Here is a 17,915-nt window from a genome sequence, read left to right as displayed (position 1 = left end):
GAGGAATATTGCGTAGAAAGCATATAGCTAATTGTCGTACTGAGGTGAAGCAAACTTAATTTGTGAAAAGGAGACCATCATGACACTATCGACTGAAAATCTGTTTTATAGCAAACGATTGAAAATGACTCCGCCCCGTGCAGAAGATGTGCAGACCATGCTGCAATGGAATGAAGATCCCGAATATTTGCGAAATGTGGATACGGATATTGCCATTCCATTTTCGGAAAAGCAGCTTGAAGATGAAGGCGAGACGAAGGACAAGGAAGTTTACTTTCGGCTTCGAACGCTTGAGGATGAACGACTGATCGGATTCGTTGTCATTCACAGCATTGAATGGAACAACCGATGCGGACAACTTGCCATTGGCATTGGACTCGCAGAGCATCGCAACAAGGGATACGGCACGGAAGCGTTGAATCTTATTTTGCGGTACGCCTTCCATGAATTGAATCTGGACCGGGTCGGTCTTGATGTCATCGCCTATAATGCCAAGGGCATCCGTGCCTATGAGAAGGTCGGCTTTCAGTTGGAAGGTCGTGCTAGATCAGCCGTTTATCGTGATGGAAAACGCTTTGATCGCTTATTGATGGGAATTCTAAGACCGGAATGGGAAATACACAATCAGATCAATGTGGAGGGTGGACAAGCATGAATATGAATGCGGAAGTCACTGAATTTATCGAACAGATCCCGGTTCCCTGGCAAGCCGAGGTTGCAAGTAAACTGCGGGAGTTGGTACATGAATCCATCCCTGAAGTAGAGGAACGTGTGCAATATAAGAAACCGCATTTCCTGAAAAACGGTAAATATGCAGCGGTCATCTCCCCTTCCAAGCCGGCAGTATCCTTCACGATCTTCAATGCAACCGGACTTGAGCTGCCAGATGGGATATTTGAAGGCCCAGCGGAACGTAAAACAATTAAGATTAAGGAAAAAGATACGCCTGACTATGAGTGGCTGGCTGCACTTCTGACACAAGCATCCGCAGAACTTTAAGCTGGAATTGAGATATAAGGTGTCTCAGTTTCTTTCAACCGACTATAGCAACTATTAAAAAGGCCAACCAGCATATCTGGTTGACCTAATCATACGAGGGGGCTTCCTAGAATGTTAATACATATGGGATAGCCCCTTTTGGGTATGCAGCTGTCAATACAAATTTAAATCGCATCTATGCAATAACAGATCATTAGAGTTCCCTCATCAGGATTGTTGATAAGTTACCGCCGTCATCTGACACGGCTCGCAAATGAACATGTAATACATGCCATCCCCGTATTCCTCAACCTCGTTCCAGTCCATTTGTCCAACGGCCCTCATCCTAGAAGAGCAGCATGGACAATTCGGATACTCCGCATCCTGAACCCATCCGGGATGGCCCCCAATCTGGGATGTAGAAGGCTCCATCGCCCACTCACTGCCATGGAACGCATGACGTGGTGCAGTCGCAATCCAAAACTGCCGGCCTGCATCCGGTGCAAGCTGAACATAGTCGTCCGGGTCAAGATCATCCGCTCCCATCGGCATCACATTATGCGCACTCCAGCACGGTTCACCTACTGAATCCATCTCCATATAAACGACGCCATAACAACTGCATATAACGCAAGTCTGCACTTGAAGCCGCTCACTATTCCATGCAACATCCTGCAGTGCTGGATGCTGTACATCCAGATCAATTAAGGTCGTTAACGGACCGCCACACCACTCACAGTTATCGGTACTGGTCAACAGCATGGAGATCGAATTGCCAATAGATGTGTCGTCAGCCCCTTCATTCTCTTTTACTTTATAGAGTGAATAACTTGGAGTGATAAATAAATCCCTGCGCTGGCCTTCATTCGATAACTCCCAACCGGCTTCGGTAGTATAGTGCTCAGGTGCGACATGCAGCTGATCTGCCCAGCGAGGCGGAGACTGCCTCCATTGCTGGAACTGACGTACAACCACTTCATCTCCAATATAGGCGAGCATGAGCAACAGATTATTCCGATTCTCATCATCGGTGTTCACCCGCTGCAACAGTTGATCACGTACTTCAGCCGAGGCGCTCTTATACAAAATGACAGGATAATAGATTTCGTGCTCCAACAGCTCAGGAATCTGTGCAGACAACGACGTATCATGGTAACAGACCAGATACACCAAAATATCTTTACCTGTATCGTCATCCCCCGTACGAATCAGTTGCATCGCATAATCGATCATGAGGGCTTGCTGCTCCGTAGACAAGGACAGATACACCTGTTCTTTGGAATGCTCGTATGCCACATAACGGATTAGTGGATCATGATCCTGACGTGTATGCATGATTTTCAAAATCTCCACAGGGTCCATGATTCCCTCATACAAGTCCACGTCGCGCCGATTGGCTTCAATGTATCTCTGATGTGCCTCGCGCTCCATCTCTTGCTTGCAAGGCATGCAGTACCCACCTGTTCTGGCAGCCGTTGCTGGCAAAATCGTATTTGGGCACCCCTCTCGTATGCACGGAATGCGTTCTGTCATCTATGGGTACCCCCTATGCTTTTGATCCTTCTTCACGTTCTACAAGCTCCATCATGTCGATCAGTGGGATGGTAGATTAGTGATGTCCCAGTTGGTCCTTCGTAAATTCATAAAATGCGAGCGCATCTTCGCTGCTGGCAAAACCCGCCTGAGCCATTTTTTCGCTGCCGCCACCTTTGCCCTGGTAGGCTCCGAGATTGCCCTTGAAGAAAGGTCCACAAGCCCACTCCGGCGGCTGCCCGTTCTGTGCTAATACAACTTTGGCCTCCGAGATGCTCGCAAAGAGTACAAGTCCCTCATGTTCTAATGTCAGCTTGGTCGCTAGACTCTGCATATCCTTGAGCGATTTGTCTTCAAAGATTTGGGCAATGACAAGCCCTTCCCGTGCAGATAAAAGCTCTTGTGCATAATAAGCGTCATTGGAAGATTTCACAGCGTTCAGCTCTGCTTGCAGCTGCTTTTGCTCTGCTTCCATTTTGTCGATCCGATCCGCAAGCTCTTCCCGGCTGGTCTTCAATTTGGCTGTAATTCCGGTCAGCACGCTTTGCGCGGCGCTGAATTCATTCAGTGCACGGTATCCGCATTTAAAATAAATCCGGGTGCCGCCCTTCACTTTCTCGGTTTTCAACAGTTTAATAATTCCGATCTCTCCTGTGGCTGACACATGTGTTCCACCACAAGCGTTATATTCCACGCCCTCGATCTCCACGATGCGAATATCTTCGGTTACGGAAGGCTGCTTCACCAGCGGCAGACGTGCCGCCTCTTCCGCAGTGACCCATGAACTGCTGATTCTGGCATTCCGGTATATCTGCTGATTAACTTCCATTTCAATTGCAGCCAGTTGATTCGCTCCCAGTTCGGCTGCCACATCGATCGTGATGTAATCTGTGCCCAGATGAAAGCTGAGCGTCATCGCATCTGCCAGCTTCAGCGTAATAGCCGACAGCAAATGCTGCCCGCTATGCTGCTGCATATGATCGAATCTGCGCTGCCAGTCGATATGGCAATCCACGTCATTCTGCTCCGTCGCACGCTCCAGTTTGTGCAGCACCTCACCATCTTCACTAATCACATCCAACACATCAATGCCGCCGATCTGCCCCAGATCACAAGGCTGTCCACCCCCATGCGGATAAAAAGCCGTCTCCGCCAGCGTGACATATATACCATCTTCTTTGTCCACTCTGCCTGTAATTTGTGTATGCCACTCCCGTGTGTACGCGGAGTCATAATAGATTTTTTGCGTCATCGAATCATCCCGATCCCTTCTCGTTCAAATGGCTGTCCATACTCTCCAGATTACACTATCTGGAACCTCCAAGCCAAATTTTCCGACTCACATCTTCGCTTTTCCATATCAAAAAAGACCGCTCTGTAAGCCAAGCTACAGATCGGTCTCCATACTTATATCCACTATCCACGTTAATGAAACGTTGGATATGGATTGAACCTTATAATTACACAAAAACGAGATGCAGTCATATTAATTTGGTATAGACACAAGAGCGAAACAGACAGAAAGGACCTGAAGAAGCGGAGCGTACTCCTTTATCACCGGATTTCTCCCTTCAGGGGAAAATCATTGAAATCCGGGGGTAAGAGAGATCGAAAGGTTTTCTGTCTGTGTAGTTCCTGAGTGTCTAAATCAAGTATGGTCTGCAATCGGAGTGACCAAGTGTAATCTCGTTGCACTCCATATTTATTTCATTGCCTGGGATAGCTCTGTGAAAATAACACCCAGCGCATACGCTCCAGCATCCGGGTAGCCCAGACTGCGATCGCCAACAGCACCCGCGCGGCCCATACGTGCCACGATGTCTTCTGTTTTCTTCGCGCCTTCTACTGCCGCTTCGGCACCTTTGGCAAACGCCGTTTTGAAGTCAGCTCCAGACTTCGAACTTTGCGTCCATGAGTCTGCACAAGGGACAAGTGCGTCAATTAATGTCTTGTCACCTACAACGGCACCACGTCCGAAGGAACGTTCACCTGTAGATTGAATCCCTTGTACTGCCGCCTGCATCATGTCAGCGAACTCTGCAACGTTCAATTGCTGCTTGTCACCAACGGCTTTGCCTGCTGCCCGGAATGCCGAACCCCAGATTGGGCCGGATGCACCGCCACAGTATTCCATAATGACAAGAGAGCATGCATCGAGGAATGAACCGATATTCTTGTTCTCTTCGTTCCCGATATGGTTCCATTCGCGCTTGAGCTGTCTGAAGCCCTTCGCTACGCTCATACCAAAGTCGCCGTCACCCGCATGGGAATCCAGTTCACAGAATGGTACTTCGTTCTTGATAATGATTTCACTCATCTTATCGATCAGGTAGACGATATTATCCAGGGAGAATTGATTGTTGTTGATCACCGCAGACGTTGCAGGTGTTTCCACTTCATAGGATACTGGCGCATCTTCAGTTACGACGGCTTCCAATGCTTCGGAATATGCCACTTGCGCTACTGGAGGGCCAGATACTTTGAAAGCAGGTGTATCACTTTCCTTAAACAACAATGTTTTCAATTCATCGTCCATTTTCAGGATGGTTACCGATGCGCCTGCCATATCGATGCTCGTCATGTAATTGCCAACAAACGTAGTGGCTACACCCAGTCCTGAACGCTGTGCCAGCTCACGCTGAACCGAGTTGTTGAGCAGATAGAGCTCCTGTAAAGGTGTAGCACCAAATCCGTTGACAAGCACAGCAATCTCAGCGGAAGCATCGTTGTCCAGCTTCATGTCTGCAAGCAGTGCTTCAACCATACGTCCTGCAAGCTCATCCGCAGATACCAATTTCTCGCGGCGAATGCCGGGCTCACCATGAATTCCCACACCGAATTCCATCTCATCTTCAGCGATTTCAAATGTCGGTGTTCCTTTGGCAGGCACGGTACAGGATGTGAATCCAAATCCGATGCTGCGAACGTTCTGGGCTGCTTTCTCAGCAACGGATTTCACCTCTGCCAGACTGCGGCCTTCTTCGGCTGCAGCTCCAGCGATTTTGTGTACCAGTACGGTTCCGGCAACGCCGCGGCGCCCTACCGTATACAGACTGTCTTGAACAGCAATGTCATCCTCAACCCGTACATATTGCACGTCAATGCCATCTTCCTCGGCAAGATGCGCCGCGTTCTTGAAGTTCATCATGTCGCCGCTGTAGTTCTTAATGATTAGCAGCGTGCCCTTCTTGCTGGCTGTGGACTTGATCGCCTGATATACCTGAATCTGGGAAGGAGATGCGAATACATCTCCACAGACCGCAGCATCCAGCATGCCTTTGCCAACGTAACCTGCATGGGCAGGTTCATGACCACTACCACCGCCGCTGATGAGGCTAACTTTATCCCCATTAATCTCTCTGCGTTTAATGACTTTATATTTTTTCAAAAATTCAAGCTCCGGGTGCGCCAGCGCAATGCCGTTGCACATTTCCATGACAACATTTTCAGCCTGATTGATGATTTTCTTCATTTATTTCGCCTCCCGGCGAGCTGCTTTGTAGTCCCGTCCCATACGGTCAGCCGCCGCAATGGCAGCAGCCACTTCAGGAACAGTTATCGGGAACGGCATAGCGTGAATGGATTCCTCCGGAATACATGCGATCTCGGCCACCTTCAACAACTCTTCCTGACTAATGGTATCTACACCGATATCCGCCAAGCTTACAGGCAGTCCCACTGTGAGACAGAAGTCCATGACTTCATGCAGCTCTTCGGTTGGTGCATTTTCAAGGACGAGTTGTGCAATCGTACCGAATGATACTTTTTCACCGTGGAAGAAGTGATGTGTACCCTCCAGAACAGTCAAACCGTTGTGGATCGCATGGGCTGCAGCCAGACCGCCACTTTCAAATCCAAGTCCAGACAAGAGAATGTTTGTCTCAACGATGTTTTCCAGCGCTTGAGTCACGACGTTGCTGTCACTGGCTACTTTTGCTTTCAATCCATCCGTCAGCAGCATTTCATAACAAAGTTTTGCGAGAGCAAGTGCTGCATTCGTACCTACTGCGGATGGCGTGTATCCTTCACGGGAACCCATCGGCAGACTTGCGTTAACACGAGAGTACGACTTTGCTGTAGCTCTTGCTTCGAAGTACGTAGACAACGCGTCACCCATACCCGATACAAGGAAACGTGTTGGTGCGTTTGCAATAACCGTTGTGTCCACGAGAACAACACTAGGGCTTTGTTTGAAATACGCATAGTCATCAAAAGCACCTTCCGGCGTATACAACACAGCAGAGTGACTTGTTGGCGCATCCGTTGCTGCGATGGTAGGACAGATGATTAGCGCTTCGCCTTCTGCCACACATTTGGCTGCATCGATCGCTTTACCGCCACCGAGGCCAATTGTACATGTGCATCCTTTTTCTTTCGCAATTTCCTGGAGACGAGCAACTTCCTCGCGGGAACATTCCCCTCTAAAACCGCTTTCAACAAACGTAATATTGAATTTTTGTGCCGTTGCATCGAGCTTCGCCTTTACACGCTGTACATCATCCGGATGTGCGATCAGCAATGCAGATTCACCAAAGGATTTCACAAAGTAACCGAGGTTCAACAATTCGTCTTCGCCTTGCACATATTTCGTTGGACTAATAAATGCTTTTCTCATAATGATATAAACCTCCTATGGATGATATAAGTTCGTTTTCGTTTACTGCATAAATGTCCTGCAAACCTTCAACAAGGCTATCTGATGTAATTCTTAGATGAACTTAAACATTAAATTTTAAATACTCACAATTAACCTAAATATATACCATGCATGTGAGGTTTACAGTGGACTTTGATAACAAATTATTATAATTTGCAATCGTAATTTTTTGCTTTTCAACGGAATCATGGTATCTTATTGTCATGCGATAGGTTAATTTTTGACATCATCTATACATTACCCGTCATTAACTCATCTTAATATGTACAACTTGCTAACTTTTAACGAACGAAATCATTCATCAGGTTAGCTATGGAGGGTTCCACCCATGATTAAAGAATATCTGCACATCAATAAAATCCTCGACCTGAATAAATGGAAGCGTCTACAGGATTCTCTTGCCACTGTGACCAAGCTGGCTATTCTAACCGTTGATTATAAAGGCATTCCCGTAACCAGCCATAGCAGCTGTCAGGCCTTTTGCCAAAATGTTCGCAAAGATCCCGAACTGCTCCCCTACTGCCAGAAATGTGATTCTCGTGGTGGTCTGGAAGCCGTTCGATTGAACGAACCTTATGTATATCTGTGTCATTTTAATATCGTGGATATCGCGATTCCAATCACCATTGATGGAAAATATATCGGTGCGGTAATGGCAGGACAGGTGAAGCTCGCTGACCCGGAGAAAGGGACGGAACTGGAACAGATCGTCACGTCCAAGAACGTGCCTATGCATGCTGCAAAGCTAAAGGAATTACAGGACGATTATGACCAGTTGCCTGTCATGACCTATGAAGAGGTTGTGAAAATTTCCAACATGCTTTCTTTACTCTGTAACTACATCGTGGAGGAAGCACTAAACAAAAATTTACTGGTGGAAATGTTCGAGAAAGCTTCGGGTCATCAGGAGTCTCTGAATCTGTCCACTATTCTGCCCGGATACTCCATTCGTAATATTGAGTCGATCAAAAAAGAAATGACCAATGCGATTGCGGATGCCTATCTTAAAAATAGTGCAAGTGATACAGAGAGCTCCAGCCCGGTGCTCCAACCTGCTTTTGAATATATTCACAGTCACAAGAGTGAGCAAGTCTCGCTTAAACAAATGGCCGATCTGTGCCACCTGAGTCCAAGTTATTTCAGCAGGCTGTTTGCTAAGGAAACAGGTGAGAACTTCACGACTTATATTGCACGACTCAAAATCAAATGGGCCAAGCAATTGCTGGAAGTTACGGACATGCCCGTGTCACAGATCAGTGATGAACTGGGGTTCAATGAATCGGGTTATTTTATCAAAATATTTAAGAAATTCGAGGAGATTACGCCAGCCTTATATCGCAAATACATGCAAGAACAATGAGCGCGTTTAACCATACGTTTTCGTTACAAGAGAAAACTCAGTGATATCTTTTTCATATCAAAGATGGGGTTAAAAGATATTTCACCTATTAATCTGCCATTGCTACAATGGAGTCCAGATTACTTAGGGAGGCGTCACGAATGGAATATCGCAAATTGGGAAACAGCGGTTTAACCGTCAGTGAGATTTCACTGGGCAACTGGATTACGCATGGAGCACAAGTGGATGATGGAACCGCAAAAGCTTGTGTCCAGGCTGCTTTGGAGGCAGGCATCACGACATTTGATACGGCAGACGTCTATTCCAACACCAAGGCAGAAACGGTGTTAGGACATGCTCTAAAGGAGACTCGAAGAGAAAGTATTGAGCTGTGTACCAAAGTCTGTCATCCAACCGGCTCGGGTCGCAACGACAGAGGACTTTCCCGCAAACATATCATGGAGGCCTGCAACGCTTCATTGCAAAGATTGCAAACTGATTATATCGATGTCTATTATGCTCATCGTTATGATCCAAATACGCCGCTGGAGGAAACATTCCTTGCGTTTGCCGATCTGGTTCGTCAGGGCAAGGTTCACTATATTGGAGTTAGCGAATGGACTGCGGCTCAGATTGAAGAAGGTTCCGCATTAGCTAAGGAGCTTCGCGTGCCTTTTATTGCGAGCCAACCACAGTATTCCATGTTATGGCGGGTTATTGAGCAGGAAGTTGTACCAGCAAGTACACAAGCAGGTCTGGGCCACATTACATGGTCTCCCCTGGCTCAGGGCATACTATCTGGTAAATATATTCCGCACGAAGCGCTGCCAGCCGGATCACGTGCAGCTGCCGAGGCTGGAGCACCCTTTTTCAATAATCTTGCTGGTCGGTGGTTACGTGACGACGTTCTGACTGCTGTTCAGCAGCTTATTCCACTCGCGAAAGACATCGGGCTGACGCTCCCTCAACTTGCCGTCGCCTGGGTTCTTCAGCATCCGTATGTGTCATCCGTCATTATTGGGGCATCCCGTCCAGAGCAAGTCCTTGAGAATGTGAAAGCCTCTGGTGTTCAACTGGATCGGGACATCCTGTCCCGCATTGATGAAATATTGGGTGAGTGGATTGAAAGAGATCCTGCCAAGACGGGTTAGAACAGGTTGTTCGGTCATCGTAGTGCAAGTGTAATAATCTTTAGCTCAACTTATATTCCCATCAACGATTTCATCTACAATATTCATAAAACGGGAAATCACTTCCTGATTCATGTCCGTCCGCCATGCCGTGTACAACGGTACGGAGGGCGGACTTTCTGCTAATGGTAGAAATACCACCCCCCTCCGCTCGAACACATCTACTGAAGAAGGAACGATGGATATACCCATACCCGCTGCAACGAGATTCACAATCGTGTACATCTGAATGGCTTCCTGTGTAATACGAGGATCTACACCATGCTCCCTGCAATAATCCAGAACGAGACGATGGAACGGAGAACCCAGATGCCGTGGGAATAAAATAAAATCTTCGTCTGCCAGCTCTGTTATGGACACCTGAGTCTGTGAAGCTAAAGGGTGATGGTCTGGCAGCACTGCGAGTAATGTTTCCGTCTGACAGACCCGGAACGACAAATCTCCGTTGTGATCCTGATACCGCAAAAATCCAATATGGATCTGTCCATCTGCTAGTGCCTGCAATTGTTGGGACGAGGTCATCTCACGCAACGTAAGTTCAATCTGCGGGTACGCCGCACGGAATTTTCTCAACACATCGACCATAATACTCCCTGAAGCCGAATCCACAAAAGCAACCGTTAAATGTCCAATGATCCCCTGGTCAGCCTTCTGCGTAAGCTGGATGGATCGCTCAAGTTGGGCCATGATCAGCCTCGCCTGTTCCAGAAACACGGCACCGGCTGCCGTGAGACGAACCATTTTTTTTGTGCGTTCCAACAGCTTCACGCCGAGCTCTTCTTCCAGATTCTGAATCTGCTGGCTCAGCGGCGGTTGCGTCATATTTAATTTCTCAGCCGCACGGTGGAAATGAAGCTCCTCCGCCACGGTGATAAAGTATCGTAGTTTTCGAATATCCATACGTCTGGTGTACTTCCCTTCCGACTAGCCTGTTACTTCATCTGTTCCTGAACCCAAACAGCTGATTCAGCCAGCATCGTCATTAATTCATTAAAGTCCACGGCAATCTCACGAAGAGGCAGTTCTCCCGCATCGTGGATTAACATCAGGACCTTGCCAGAATTTTGATCCAGTATAGCAATGCTTCCTTCGCCAAACCCACCAATTGGAAATGGTTGCAGATCAGCGGGCAACTCGTATTCCTTCTCATATTCACGATATACATCCAGGAACTCGGGATATGCCCAATTCAATTCTTTCACCGAATACAAGGCAGGATCGCCGAAGTTGCATGCACCAAATTCAAGCAAGAGCTCACGATACACTGCGGGCAATTTCACGTTATACTTTTGCTCAAAATCCTCAATGCTCTGTTGCGTTTCAGGAGTACACCCTTCTCCCATTGTTGTATTGTAAGCTTCAACCAAAAGATCACGAATGGGTTCCAATTCTTTCGACTCCACTTGAACTCCTCCTCTATAAATGAAAATCAATGAAATTTTGGTCCAAAAATATGTTCACTATTAACGACACGATGATACCAGAAGCTACATTATTACTGTTATTGCTGCATTAAAGTACCTTTCGTCACCTATCTTTCTTTTCCTGCAACAAAAATACCCTATCCAGCAAGTGGATAAGGCAGAATAAAACATAATAACCATGGCATATTTTAGTTCACATGTTTCCGCAGTTCTTCATCCAGCCATTGCAGCGCTGAATGCAGCTTGTCCTTGGGTACATTCTGATAACGATCCCCCGTTGACAATTCAAAGGCACAGCTATTAGCACTGGTCTGCTGCAAGTATGAAGTAATCCCTATCCCGAATTGCTGGGTCATGGATGCTAGAATACGCTCCACCTCGGCTTGGGCCAAGGGAAAATGTACGTGAAACATATTGGAGACGGGTACTTCTGGCAATGTACGTATACCGTGACACGCATTTAACAAGGAAGCAAGTTCCTTCGCCTGCTCATAATAAAGCCCCATTTTGCCAATCCGTTCATTGAAATAATATTGGGAACTAAGAATATATGGATATAGGCCAATCAGATCACCGCCATGCCGACGCTTCCATATTTTAGATTCTTGCATAACATCCGTATCCCCTGCCAATATAGCCCCAGCAATTCCACCAATGCCTTTGTAAAAAGACACGTAGACACTATCGAACAGACTGCAAATCTCGGCGGGTGTCTTCTGATAATAAGGCGTGATTTCGAATAGACGTGCCCCGTCTAGATGAAGCTTGATTCCGCGTTCACGGCAATAAGCCGAGATTGCTTCCAACTCTTCATAGGCAGGCAATTGTCCACCAATCTCGCGTTGGGGCAGTTCAAGCAGCAGGCAGGAAATCTCTTCATTCATCCCCTCCACATCTTCTAATCGAATCAATCGGTCCTTATCCGCCAGCAAAATGGATTCAATCTGATGCAGTTCCTTCAGTCCGTCTTCCTCATGGATTTCCAGGTGAGATAATGGGTGATAGGCTACTCGCTTGATGCCTTTGCGATCACACCAGATACGTAAGGCGATTTGCTGGGCCATCGTACCACTGGGGAAAAATACAGCTGATTCCTTACCCAGAACGTCAGCCATCTGCTGCTGGAATCGATCAATGATTTTGCCGTTGCCATAATGATCACTATACTGTTCCCCATCCACCTGCTCCAGCGCTTCCTGAAGTACTTTGACTTTACGACTTCCGTGACCGCCTATAATAAACTCTGCCTGATTAAAGGCTTCAGCTAATGTTAACTCTGTATTCTTCAAGGTTATTTACTCCTTTATTGTTCTGGTTTTTTGCTTCGTTATCATCTGCACCAGTGCACCCAGCGCTCCGGATTGATGCTCACTCCGGGAATGCACAAATCCTACCTCCAACCTGCGATACGGATCAGGCAAAGAAAACACTGTAACTTCGCCTCTCCCTTCTGCTTTCATAACCGAGGAGCGTGGGAGCAATGACACACCCAACCCGGCAGATACGCCATTCATAATGGTGTCCAGTGTTCCATATCCCGTGACATTGAGAGTGTGCACGCCTTGATCTTTCAAAAAGGCTTCTGCCTGCGCACGATGTGTACAGCCTATTTCAAAAAACAACATCGGTTTGCACAATAAATCATGCAGTTCATGGGTTCCGGGTTCGGCAATCAGTACCAACTCTTCGTCGTACACTTTCATATAGTCCAGCTCAGGGTGGTCGACTGGGCCATATATCAAAGCTCCATGCAGCTCATGTTGAATGACCTTCTGATTGAGTTCATGTGTACCCCCTGTAATTAATGAATGCTGAACCTCGGGGTAACATAAACGGTATTCAGCGAGCAGCGGCGTAAGAAAACTGGAGGCTGCGGTCTCAATCGCGCCAAGACGGAGTATCCCAGCAGGTGGATTCCCGACCTGCGTTGCCTGCTCCGCTTCATATAACAAATGTAATATTTTATCCGCATATCCCAGTAAATTCTCACCCGCTGGTGTGAGCGACATGCCCCGGTTGGAGCGATGAAACAGCGGTACTTGCAGCTGATCTTCCAACTGTTTAATTCGTGTTGTTACATTGGATTGCACATAATTCAGCGCTAATGCTGCTTTGCTGATACTGCCTTCGCGGGCAACCGTCTGAAATATTTTCAAATCTCCTGCATCCATGCACTGATCACCTGCTTGTTATCTATTATCTGAATTGATACTGACATTCATTTTTGTTCATTTTACGTGAATCTGCCCCATCTGTACAATGAGGCTCAGTAGTGAAGTTTTTATATACACAAGGAGGAATTTTGAAAATGAAAGCTATTATACATTCCGGCCATAGCGGCCTTGAAGGTCTTCAATATACAGAGTCAACATCTCGAGCACCCGAAGCCGGTGAAGTACAGATCCAACTAAAATCTGCTGGAATTAATCATCGTGATCTGTTCATCATGGCAGGTCGTACATCCCAGGACACACCACTCATTCTTGGTTCCGATGGAGCAGGTGTAATCATAGCAATTGGAGATGATGTAGAGAACTTATTTGTAGGTGATGAGGTCATTATTCACCCTACTCTCGGTTGGGACCACGCTGTTGAAGTACCTATTGTGCCCGATATTGTAGGAGGCCCTACGGATGGAACTCTCGCACAATATATTACGCTGCCTGCTAGAAATGCCTTGCCCAAACCCTCTCATCTATCATGGGTGGAAGCAGGGGTGTTGTCCCTTTCGGCTTTGACAGCATACCGCGCCTTATTCACTCGTGGCGGACTTAAGCAGGGTGAACATATCCTCATTCCCGGTATTGGCGGCGGTGTAGCGACCTATGCCCTGCTCATGGCCGTAGCTGCGGGTGCCAAGGTAACCGTTACATCCAGAAGTGAAGCCAAGAGACATGAGGCCCTGCGTCTGGGCGCTTTCCAAGCTCTAGACAGTCATGCAGACTGGAGTCTGCAGAATGATCTTGATCCTGTTGACTTCATCTTGGATAGCATCGGACAAGCCATGTTCCCAAAATATTTTGATATAATCAGACCAGGTGGCCGTATCGTGATGTATGGCGCAAGCTCGGGAGATGATCTGGCTGTTCCAATCCGCTCGATCTTTTTCCCGCAAGTTAGCCTGATTGGCACCTCCATGGGCAGCCGTGAAGAGTTTATTCAGATGCTGCAATGGGTGGAGAAACATGATATACATCCTGTGATCGATGGTATATATCCGCTACAGGACACAGTGAAAGCATTCGAACGTATGGAAAAGGGAGAGCAGTTTGGCAATCTTGCTATACTCGTGGAGTGACATCTGGTTTTAGATGGACCTTCATTAATTAGGTAAAATCATTTTACGATAATGGGGTGAATCCATCTGACCCGTCTCGCTAAACGTACAGCAATTGTTCTTGTCGCGATTATACTTTTGGCCCAAATTCCGATGTTGAAAGCAACCTTTGCCCGCGGGGTAACTACGCTATATGTGAACATAAAGTACCCCGAACGATCCTTTCAATACAGGGATTTCATCTATGAATCTCATTTTGGAAGCTATCTCATTTCTTATGCTGATCAAAACGGACAACTCATTAGCCTGATGCTTGAGCCCAAATTTTTACCGGTGATCGTTACGTATGATCCATTGGATCAACCCATGAAAGACTAGTTTGTTCACTCTATGAATCATTCAGGAGGTATCGATATGGCTAACCATTTGCATTTGGTCGAAAGGGTTCGCAAACTGATGAATGCCGAAGGAACAGAAAATGAACTGGATGAGATGCTAACCGAGTTAGAGCAAGAGATGCCTTACGCGGAGATCAGCAATCTGATTTTCTGGGATGATCGAGACCTGACACCCGAACAGATTGTGGAGGAGGTGCTGGCTGCTCGTCCAATCATTCTTCCGCCCAGCCCTTAGTTCTTATCCTATTAAATAAACATCACAAATCCAGGCCAACCCTCCCCAACTTCCATATTTTCGTTATAATGTAAACAAGACATCAGGAAAACAGGAGGCGAATTATGGAAACGGAAGGTTTACGCAACGTTGAGAAGTTGGCGCTGAAGAAACACAAGATTTACAAACAAAGCTTGATCAGGTACCTTGCACGCTCCATGCTTGCCAGCATGTTTATCGGGTTTGGCGTCATCGTGGCGTTCAAGACGGGTAACTTCTTTTATATGGAGGATTCCCCTTTTACATACCCTATGGCTGCCCTCACGTTTGGCGCGGCAATTATTCTGATTGCCTATGGTGGCGGTGATCTGTTCACTGGAAATACGTTTTACTACACTTATGCTGCCTTACGCAAAAAACTGAAATGGTTCGAAGTGGTGAAGCTGTGGATCGCGAGTTACAGTGGGAATCTGATGGGTGCAGCGGTATTTGCCCTGTTAATCTACCTGACGGGTCTGTTCGATTCATCTCAGGTGAATGGTTTTCTGCTGAGTGTCGTAGAGCACAAGATGGAGGCACCAGCCATGCAGCTCTTCTTCCGGGGCATTCTGTGTAACTGGCTCGTATGTTTGGCGTTCTTTGTGCCAATGTTCATGAAGGAGAATGGTGCGAAAATGTTCGCCATGATGCTCTTTGTCTTCTGTTTCTTCATCTCGGGATATGAGCACAGCGTCGCCAATATGTGTACGTTTGCGATTGCGCTGGTACTGAACCATCCAGGGACGATCTCATTCGGCGGGGTTATTCATAACCTGATTCCGGTCACGCTCGGCAATCTGGTGGGCGGCGTGCTGTTGATGGGCTTCATGTATTATGCGGTGAACAAACCGTTTCTGGACGAAGAGACACACTAATCTTTGGGCAAAAAAAGCCCCCTTACTGGCCCGGTCACCTGACCTTGGCTGGACGGTAAGCCAGACCACAAACACCCGCGCAACCTTTCCATCCTGTGATGAAGGTTGCGCGGGTGTTTGTTTATGGGCAGGTTCCCTATATATCTGCCCTCGGTTCTACCCGCCTTGTACCCGAATGGGGCTACAAGGCTTGGCTCCGTAGCTTAGTTATACTCACGCCACGGAATATATTCAATATCGTTGTCGCCACGCGTGACCACAATCATATTCTCGATTTTGCCTGTATCCTTGTTGGTTCGGTAGATCATCGTACGCGTCTCGCCTTCTTCCGGCACGGAGAACAGGAACTTGTCCGCAACAAAGGAGGAACCGAGCCCTGTCGCATGTTCTGTAAAGGCAGATCCGCTCTTGCTGGTCAACAGCAGGCCGATTCCATAAGCTGTAGCCGTTTGTGCTCCTTTGCCAAAGAGATGCTCCCCTTGACTGGTCGTATGGGTTTGTTCCCAATACTCGTATTTTTTCGTATCCTTGTTGTAATCCACGACGTTACCCTGTTTATCCAAGCTGATGCTGGTCGTTTCACCCTTGTCGCTTTTAACCTGATACGTACCTACAATCGAATCCTCGGTAATTTTCACCGTCTTGCCTGTGTTCGGATCGGTTTGATAGATTTCGTCCTCATATTGAAGCCGAATAACGTTCATGCTGGCCTGAAGCTGCTGCGCCAGTTTCTCGTCACCCATTTCCTCGGCTTTCTTCAACATTTCCTCATAGTTTTTGTAATCCTCGGCGTCCTTCTTATCCCAATCCTCCATATTCTCCGGAGGACCTGACGTTTTGCCCGAGCCATCACCTTTATGTTTACCGAGGGACGTAAGAGTCTGTGCCGCAGCCAAAGCCACCATAAGAGCCTTGTTCACAACATCTTCATCCGTGGTGCGGAAACGCTCGGCAATTTTCTTGAGTTCGGATTGGATGGACAAGACCAGCTCAAGAACAGACTTCATTGTTGCTTGGGCCGTTGCATAATCGTTATAAAAGCGCTCCCGCTCCATTCCGTCCCAATTGCTGCGCATGACACGGATCTGGCTATCCAATGTGGACATAAACTCCGACAATTGCTGATGTGCCTGGGCGAATTGCCCACTGACTGTATCCAGTTGTTCCGGTGTTACCTTAATCTGTGTCATCCTGCACGCTCCTCTTCGTCATATTCCTCCTATTTCGTGGTCCACCGTTCTTTATCTTGCAGCCTGATCTGCCTTGATCTCCAGATGCAGCAGCGGAAACGGATTACCGGAACCATCCAACTCGGAACGACCCATTTGTACAAATCCCATTTTCTCGTAGAATCGGGCTGCTCCAGCATTCTGCTCATTGACATCCACCTTGAGGTGACGACCTTTGATGTTAAGGGTATGGTTGATCAGAAGACGCCCCAGGCCCTGCCCGTGCTGACTGACATCTACAAACAACATCTCAATAAAGTTATCATCCAAACCGATAAAACCAACGGGTTCATTGCCAGCATCCAGCGCTTCCCATACCTCGACTTGCCTTTGCTGCAACACGTCGCTCACTACTTTTTTATAGAACTGGATGTGATGCTCTTCTAAAAACGTATGTGTTGCCCGAACGGCTCTCTCCCAAATCTCGACCAACTTGTCATGATCCTGTTCACGATATGAAGTGATTAACATGTCCAACGTATTCTCCTTTTCCTAGAAAACAATTATGTAAACATCCGATCCTGCGATTGGACTTGGTTAATACATGAAATTTTATATAACTCTATTTATATTTTACCATGCCCAATACTCAATCTGTACCCACCATTACCAATCTTGAGCCAAATTTTACTGCTATTTAAGGATTCCTTACCAAAAAAACAGAAAATAAAAGGCAGCTAAAGTCACCTTGACCCTGGTGCTCTAGCTGCCTGATATTCGATAAGTTCACTCGGCATCGTCAATCTAATGCCGCTTGGCTGC

Annotated in this window: 18 protein-coding genes; 8 read left to right on the top strand and 10 right to left on the bottom strand. The window is 47.1% G+C overall.

Going from position 1 to position 17,915, the window contains the following annotated elements; translation table 11 throughout:
• The first annotated feature begins 79 nt into the window (after positions 1 to 79).
• Positions 80 to 655 (top strand): GNAT family N-acetyltransferase, encoded by a 576-nt coding sequence (locus CRO25_RS10940; RefSeq protein WP_079694987.1) that lies wholly within the window; start codon positions 80 to 82, stop codon positions 653 to 655.
• Positions 656 to 657: 2 nt separating this feature from the next.
• On the top strand, positions 658 to 999 hold the full coding sequence (locus tag CRO25_RS10935; RefSeq protein WP_064641114.1) for a DUF1801 domain-containing protein: 342 nt from the start codon (positions 658 to 660) through the stop codon (positions 997 to 999).
• A gap of 207 nt (positions 1,000 to 1,206) precedes the next feature.
• On the opposite strand, the gene CRO25_RS10930 is transcribed toward CRO25_RS10935, so the two are convergent.
• The 4 genes from CRO25_RS10930 to CRO25_RS10915 all read right to left on the bottom strand — a co-directional run bounded on the left by CRO25_RS10930 (position 1,207) and on the right by CRO25_RS10915 (position 7,126).
• Positions 1,207 to 2,511 (bottom strand): DUF1963 domain-containing protein, encoded by a 1,305-nt coding sequence (locus CRO25_RS10930; RefSeq protein ID WP_079694986.1) that lies wholly within the window; start codon positions 2,509 to 2,511, stop codon positions 1,207 to 1,209.
• Positions 2,512 to 2,587: 76 nt separating this feature from the next.
• Positions 2,588 to 3,763, bottom strand: a complete 1,176-nt coding sequence (locus CRO25_RS10925; protein ID WP_079694985.1) for an alanyl-tRNA editing protein — start codon at positions 3,761 to 3,763, stop codon at positions 2,588 to 2,590.
• 450 nt (positions 3,764 to 4,213) lie between these two features.
• Positions 4,214 to 5,983 carry a dihydroxyacetone kinase subunit DhaK gene (gene dhaK / locus CRO25_RS10920; RefSeq protein WP_079694984.1) on the bottom strand — a complete coding sequence of 590 codons (1,770 nt, stop codon included), beginning with the start codon at positions 5,981 to 5,983 and terminating at the stop codon, positions 4,214 to 4,216.
• Positions 5,984 to 7,126 carry a glycerol dehydrogenase gene (locus tag CRO25_RS10915; RefSeq protein WP_079694983.1) on the bottom strand — a complete coding sequence of 381 codons (1,143 nt, stop codon included), beginning with the start codon at positions 7,124 to 7,126 and terminating at the stop codon, positions 5,984 to 5,986.
• Between the two features lie 370 nt (positions 7,127 to 7,496).
• On the opposite strand from CRO25_RS10915, the gene CRO25_RS10910 reads away from it, so the two are divergent.
• Both CRO25_RS10910 and CRO25_RS10905 read left to right on the top strand, forming a co-directional pair.
• Positions 7,497 to 8,528 (top strand): PocR ligand-binding domain-containing protein, encoded by a 1,032-nt coding sequence (locus CRO25_RS10910; protein ID WP_072735054.1) that lies wholly within the window; start codon positions 7,497 to 7,499, stop codon positions 8,526 to 8,528.
• Positions 8,529 to 8,668: 140 nt separating this feature from the next.
• Positions 8,669 to 9,658 (top strand): aldo/keto reductase family protein, encoded by a 990-nt coding sequence (locus tag CRO25_RS10905; protein WP_079694982.1) that lies wholly within the window; start codon positions 8,669 to 8,671, stop codon positions 9,656 to 9,658.
• 45 nt (positions 9,659 to 9,703) lie between these two features.
• On the opposite strand, the gene CRO25_RS10900 is transcribed toward CRO25_RS10905, so the two are convergent.
• The 4 genes from CRO25_RS10900 to CRO25_RS10885 form a co-directional block, all read right to left on the bottom strand.
• Positions 9,704 to 10,597, bottom strand: a complete 894-nt coding sequence (locus CRO25_RS10900; RefSeq protein WP_079694981.1) for a LysR substrate-binding domain-containing protein — start codon at positions 10,595 to 10,597, stop codon at positions 9,704 to 9,706.
• 32 nt (positions 10,598 to 10,629) lie between these two features.
• Positions 10,630 to 11,100 (bottom strand): SMI1/KNR4 family protein, encoded by a 471-nt coding sequence (locus CRO25_RS10895; RefSeq protein ID WP_072735051.1) that lies wholly within the window; start codon positions 11,098 to 11,100, stop codon positions 10,630 to 10,632.
• 209 nt (positions 11,101 to 11,309) lie between these two features.
• On the bottom strand, positions 11,310 to 12,410 hold the full coding sequence (locus tag CRO25_RS10890) for a low specificity L-threonine aldolase (protein ID WP_079694980.1): 1,101 nt from the start codon (positions 12,408 to 12,410) through the stop codon (positions 11,310 to 11,312).
• Between the two features lie 6 nt (positions 12,411 to 12,416).
• Positions 12,417 to 13,292, bottom strand: a complete 876-nt coding sequence (locus CRO25_RS10885; protein ID WP_079694979.1) for a LysR family transcriptional regulator — start codon at positions 13,290 to 13,292, stop codon at positions 12,417 to 12,419.
• A 137-nt stretch (positions 13,293 to 13,429) separates the two neighbouring features.
• Here CRO25_RS10885 and CRO25_RS10880 point away from each other — a divergent pair, with 137 nt between their 5' ends.
• From CRO25_RS10880 to CRO25_RS10870, 4 genes are all read left to right on the top strand, one after another.
• Positions 13,430 to 14,419 carry a zinc-binding dehydrogenase gene (locus CRO25_RS10880; protein WP_079694978.1) on the top strand — a complete coding sequence of 330 codons (990 nt, stop codon included), beginning with the start codon at positions 13,430 to 13,432 and terminating at the stop codon, positions 14,417 to 14,419.
• A gap of 132 nt (positions 14,420 to 14,551) precedes the next feature.
• On the top strand, positions 14,552 to 14,776 hold the full coding sequence (locus tag CRO25_RS33020; protein WP_143806529.1) for a hypothetical protein: 225 nt from the start codon (positions 14,552 to 14,554) through the stop codon (positions 14,774 to 14,776).
• A gap of 36 nt (positions 14,777 to 14,812) precedes the next feature.
• The gene (locus CRO25_RS10875) at positions 14,813 to 15,031 is read left to right on the top strand and encodes a hypothetical protein (RefSeq protein WP_256863622.1); all 219 of its coding nucleotides are present in this window, start codon (positions 14,813 to 14,815) and stop codon (positions 15,029 to 15,031) included.
• A gap of 104 nt (positions 15,032 to 15,135) precedes the next feature.
• A complete protein-coding gene (locus CRO25_RS10870; RefSeq protein ID WP_053784134.1) occupies positions 15,136 to 15,924 on the top strand; it encodes a formate/nitrite transporter family protein in 789 nt (262 codons plus the stop codon).
• 203 nt (positions 15,925 to 16,127) lie between these two features.
• Here CRO25_RS10870 and CRO25_RS10865 read toward each other — a convergent pair whose 3' ends face one another.
• Both CRO25_RS10865 and CRO25_RS10860 read right to left on the bottom strand, forming a co-directional pair.
• On the bottom strand, positions 16,128 to 17,114 hold the full coding sequence (locus CRO25_RS10865; RefSeq protein WP_072735047.1) for a WXG100 family type VII secretion target: 987 nt from the start codon (positions 17,112 to 17,114) through the stop codon (positions 16,128 to 16,130).
• A 51-nt stretch (positions 17,115 to 17,165) separates the two neighbouring features.
• The gene (locus CRO25_RS10860; RefSeq protein ID WP_079694976.1) at positions 17,166 to 17,624 is read right to left on the bottom strand and encodes an acetyltransferase; all 459 of its coding nucleotides are present in this window, start codon (positions 17,622 to 17,624) and stop codon (positions 17,166 to 17,168) included.
• Between the last annotated feature and the right edge of the window lie 291 nt (positions 17,625 to 17,915).

It is taken from the genome of Paenibacillus sp. RU5M, from assembly GCF_900221055.1.
GTDB classification, from domain to species: Bacteria; Bacillota; Bacilli; order Paenibacillales; family Paenibacillaceae; genus Paenibacillus; species Paenibacillus marchantiae.
This window is presented reverse-complemented; position numbering and strand designations above follow the sequence as displayed.

Bases quoted from the DNA above. Each gene is read 5' to 3' on its own strand.
- CRO25_RS10940 (WP_079694987.1), top strand. From the start codon at position 80: ATGACACTATCGACTGAAAATCTGTTTTATAGCAAACGATTGAAAATG.
- CRO25_RS10935 (WP_064641114.1), top strand. From the start codon at position 658: ATGAATGCGGAAGTCACTGAATTTATCGAACAGATCCCGGTTCCCTGG.
- CRO25_RS10930 (WP_079694986.1), bottom strand. From the start codon at position 2,511: ATGACAGAACGCATTCCGTGCATACGAGAGGGGTGCCCAAATACGATT.
- CRO25_RS10925 (WP_079694985.1), bottom strand. From the start codon at position 3,763: ATGACGCAAAAAATCTATTATGACTCCGCGTACACACGGGAGTGGCAT.
- dhaK (WP_079694984.1), bottom strand. From the start codon at position 5,983: ATGAAGAAAATCATCAATCAGGCTGAAAATGTTGTCATGGAAATGTGC.
- CRO25_RS10915 (WP_079694983.1), bottom strand. From the start codon at position 7,126: ATGAGAAAAGCATTTATTAGTCCAACGAAATATGTGCAAGGCGAAGAC.
- CRO25_RS10910 (WP_072735054.1), top strand. From the start codon at position 7,497: ATGATTAAAGAATATCTGCACATCAATAAAATCCTCGACCTGAATAAA.
- CRO25_RS10905 (WP_079694982.1), top strand. From the start codon at position 8,669: ATGGAATATCGCAAATTGGGAAACAGCGGTTTAACCGTCAGTGAGATT.
- CRO25_RS10900 (WP_079694981.1), bottom strand. From the start codon at position 10,597: ATGGATATTCGAAAACTACGATACTTTATCACCGTGGCGGAGGAGCTT.
- CRO25_RS10885 (WP_079694979.1), bottom strand. From the start codon at position 13,292: ATGGATGCAGGAGATTTGAAAATATTTCAGACGGTTGCCCGCGAAGGC.
- CRO25_RS10880 (WP_079694978.1), top strand. From the start codon at position 13,430: ATGAAAGCTATTATACATTCCGGCCATAGCGGCCTTGAAGGTCTTCAA.
- CRO25_RS33020 (WP_143806529.1), top strand. From the start codon at position 14,552: ATGTTGAAAGCAACCTTTGCCCGCGGGGTAACTACGCTATATGTGAAC.
- CRO25_RS10875 (WP_256863622.1), top strand. From the start codon at position 14,813: ATGGCTAACCATTTGCATTTGGTCGAAAGGGTTCGCAAACTGATGAAT.
- CRO25_RS10870 (WP_053784134.1), top strand. From the start codon at position 15,136: ATGGAAACGGAAGGTTTACGCAACGTTGAGAAGTTGGCGCTGAAGAAA.
- CRO25_RS10865 (WP_072735047.1), bottom strand. From the start codon at position 17,114: ATGACACAGATTAAGGTAACACCGGAACAACTGGATACAGTCAGTGGG.
- CRO25_RS10860 (WP_079694976.1), bottom strand. From the start codon at position 17,624: ATGTTAATCACTTCATATCGTGAACAGGATCATGACAAGTTGGTCGAG.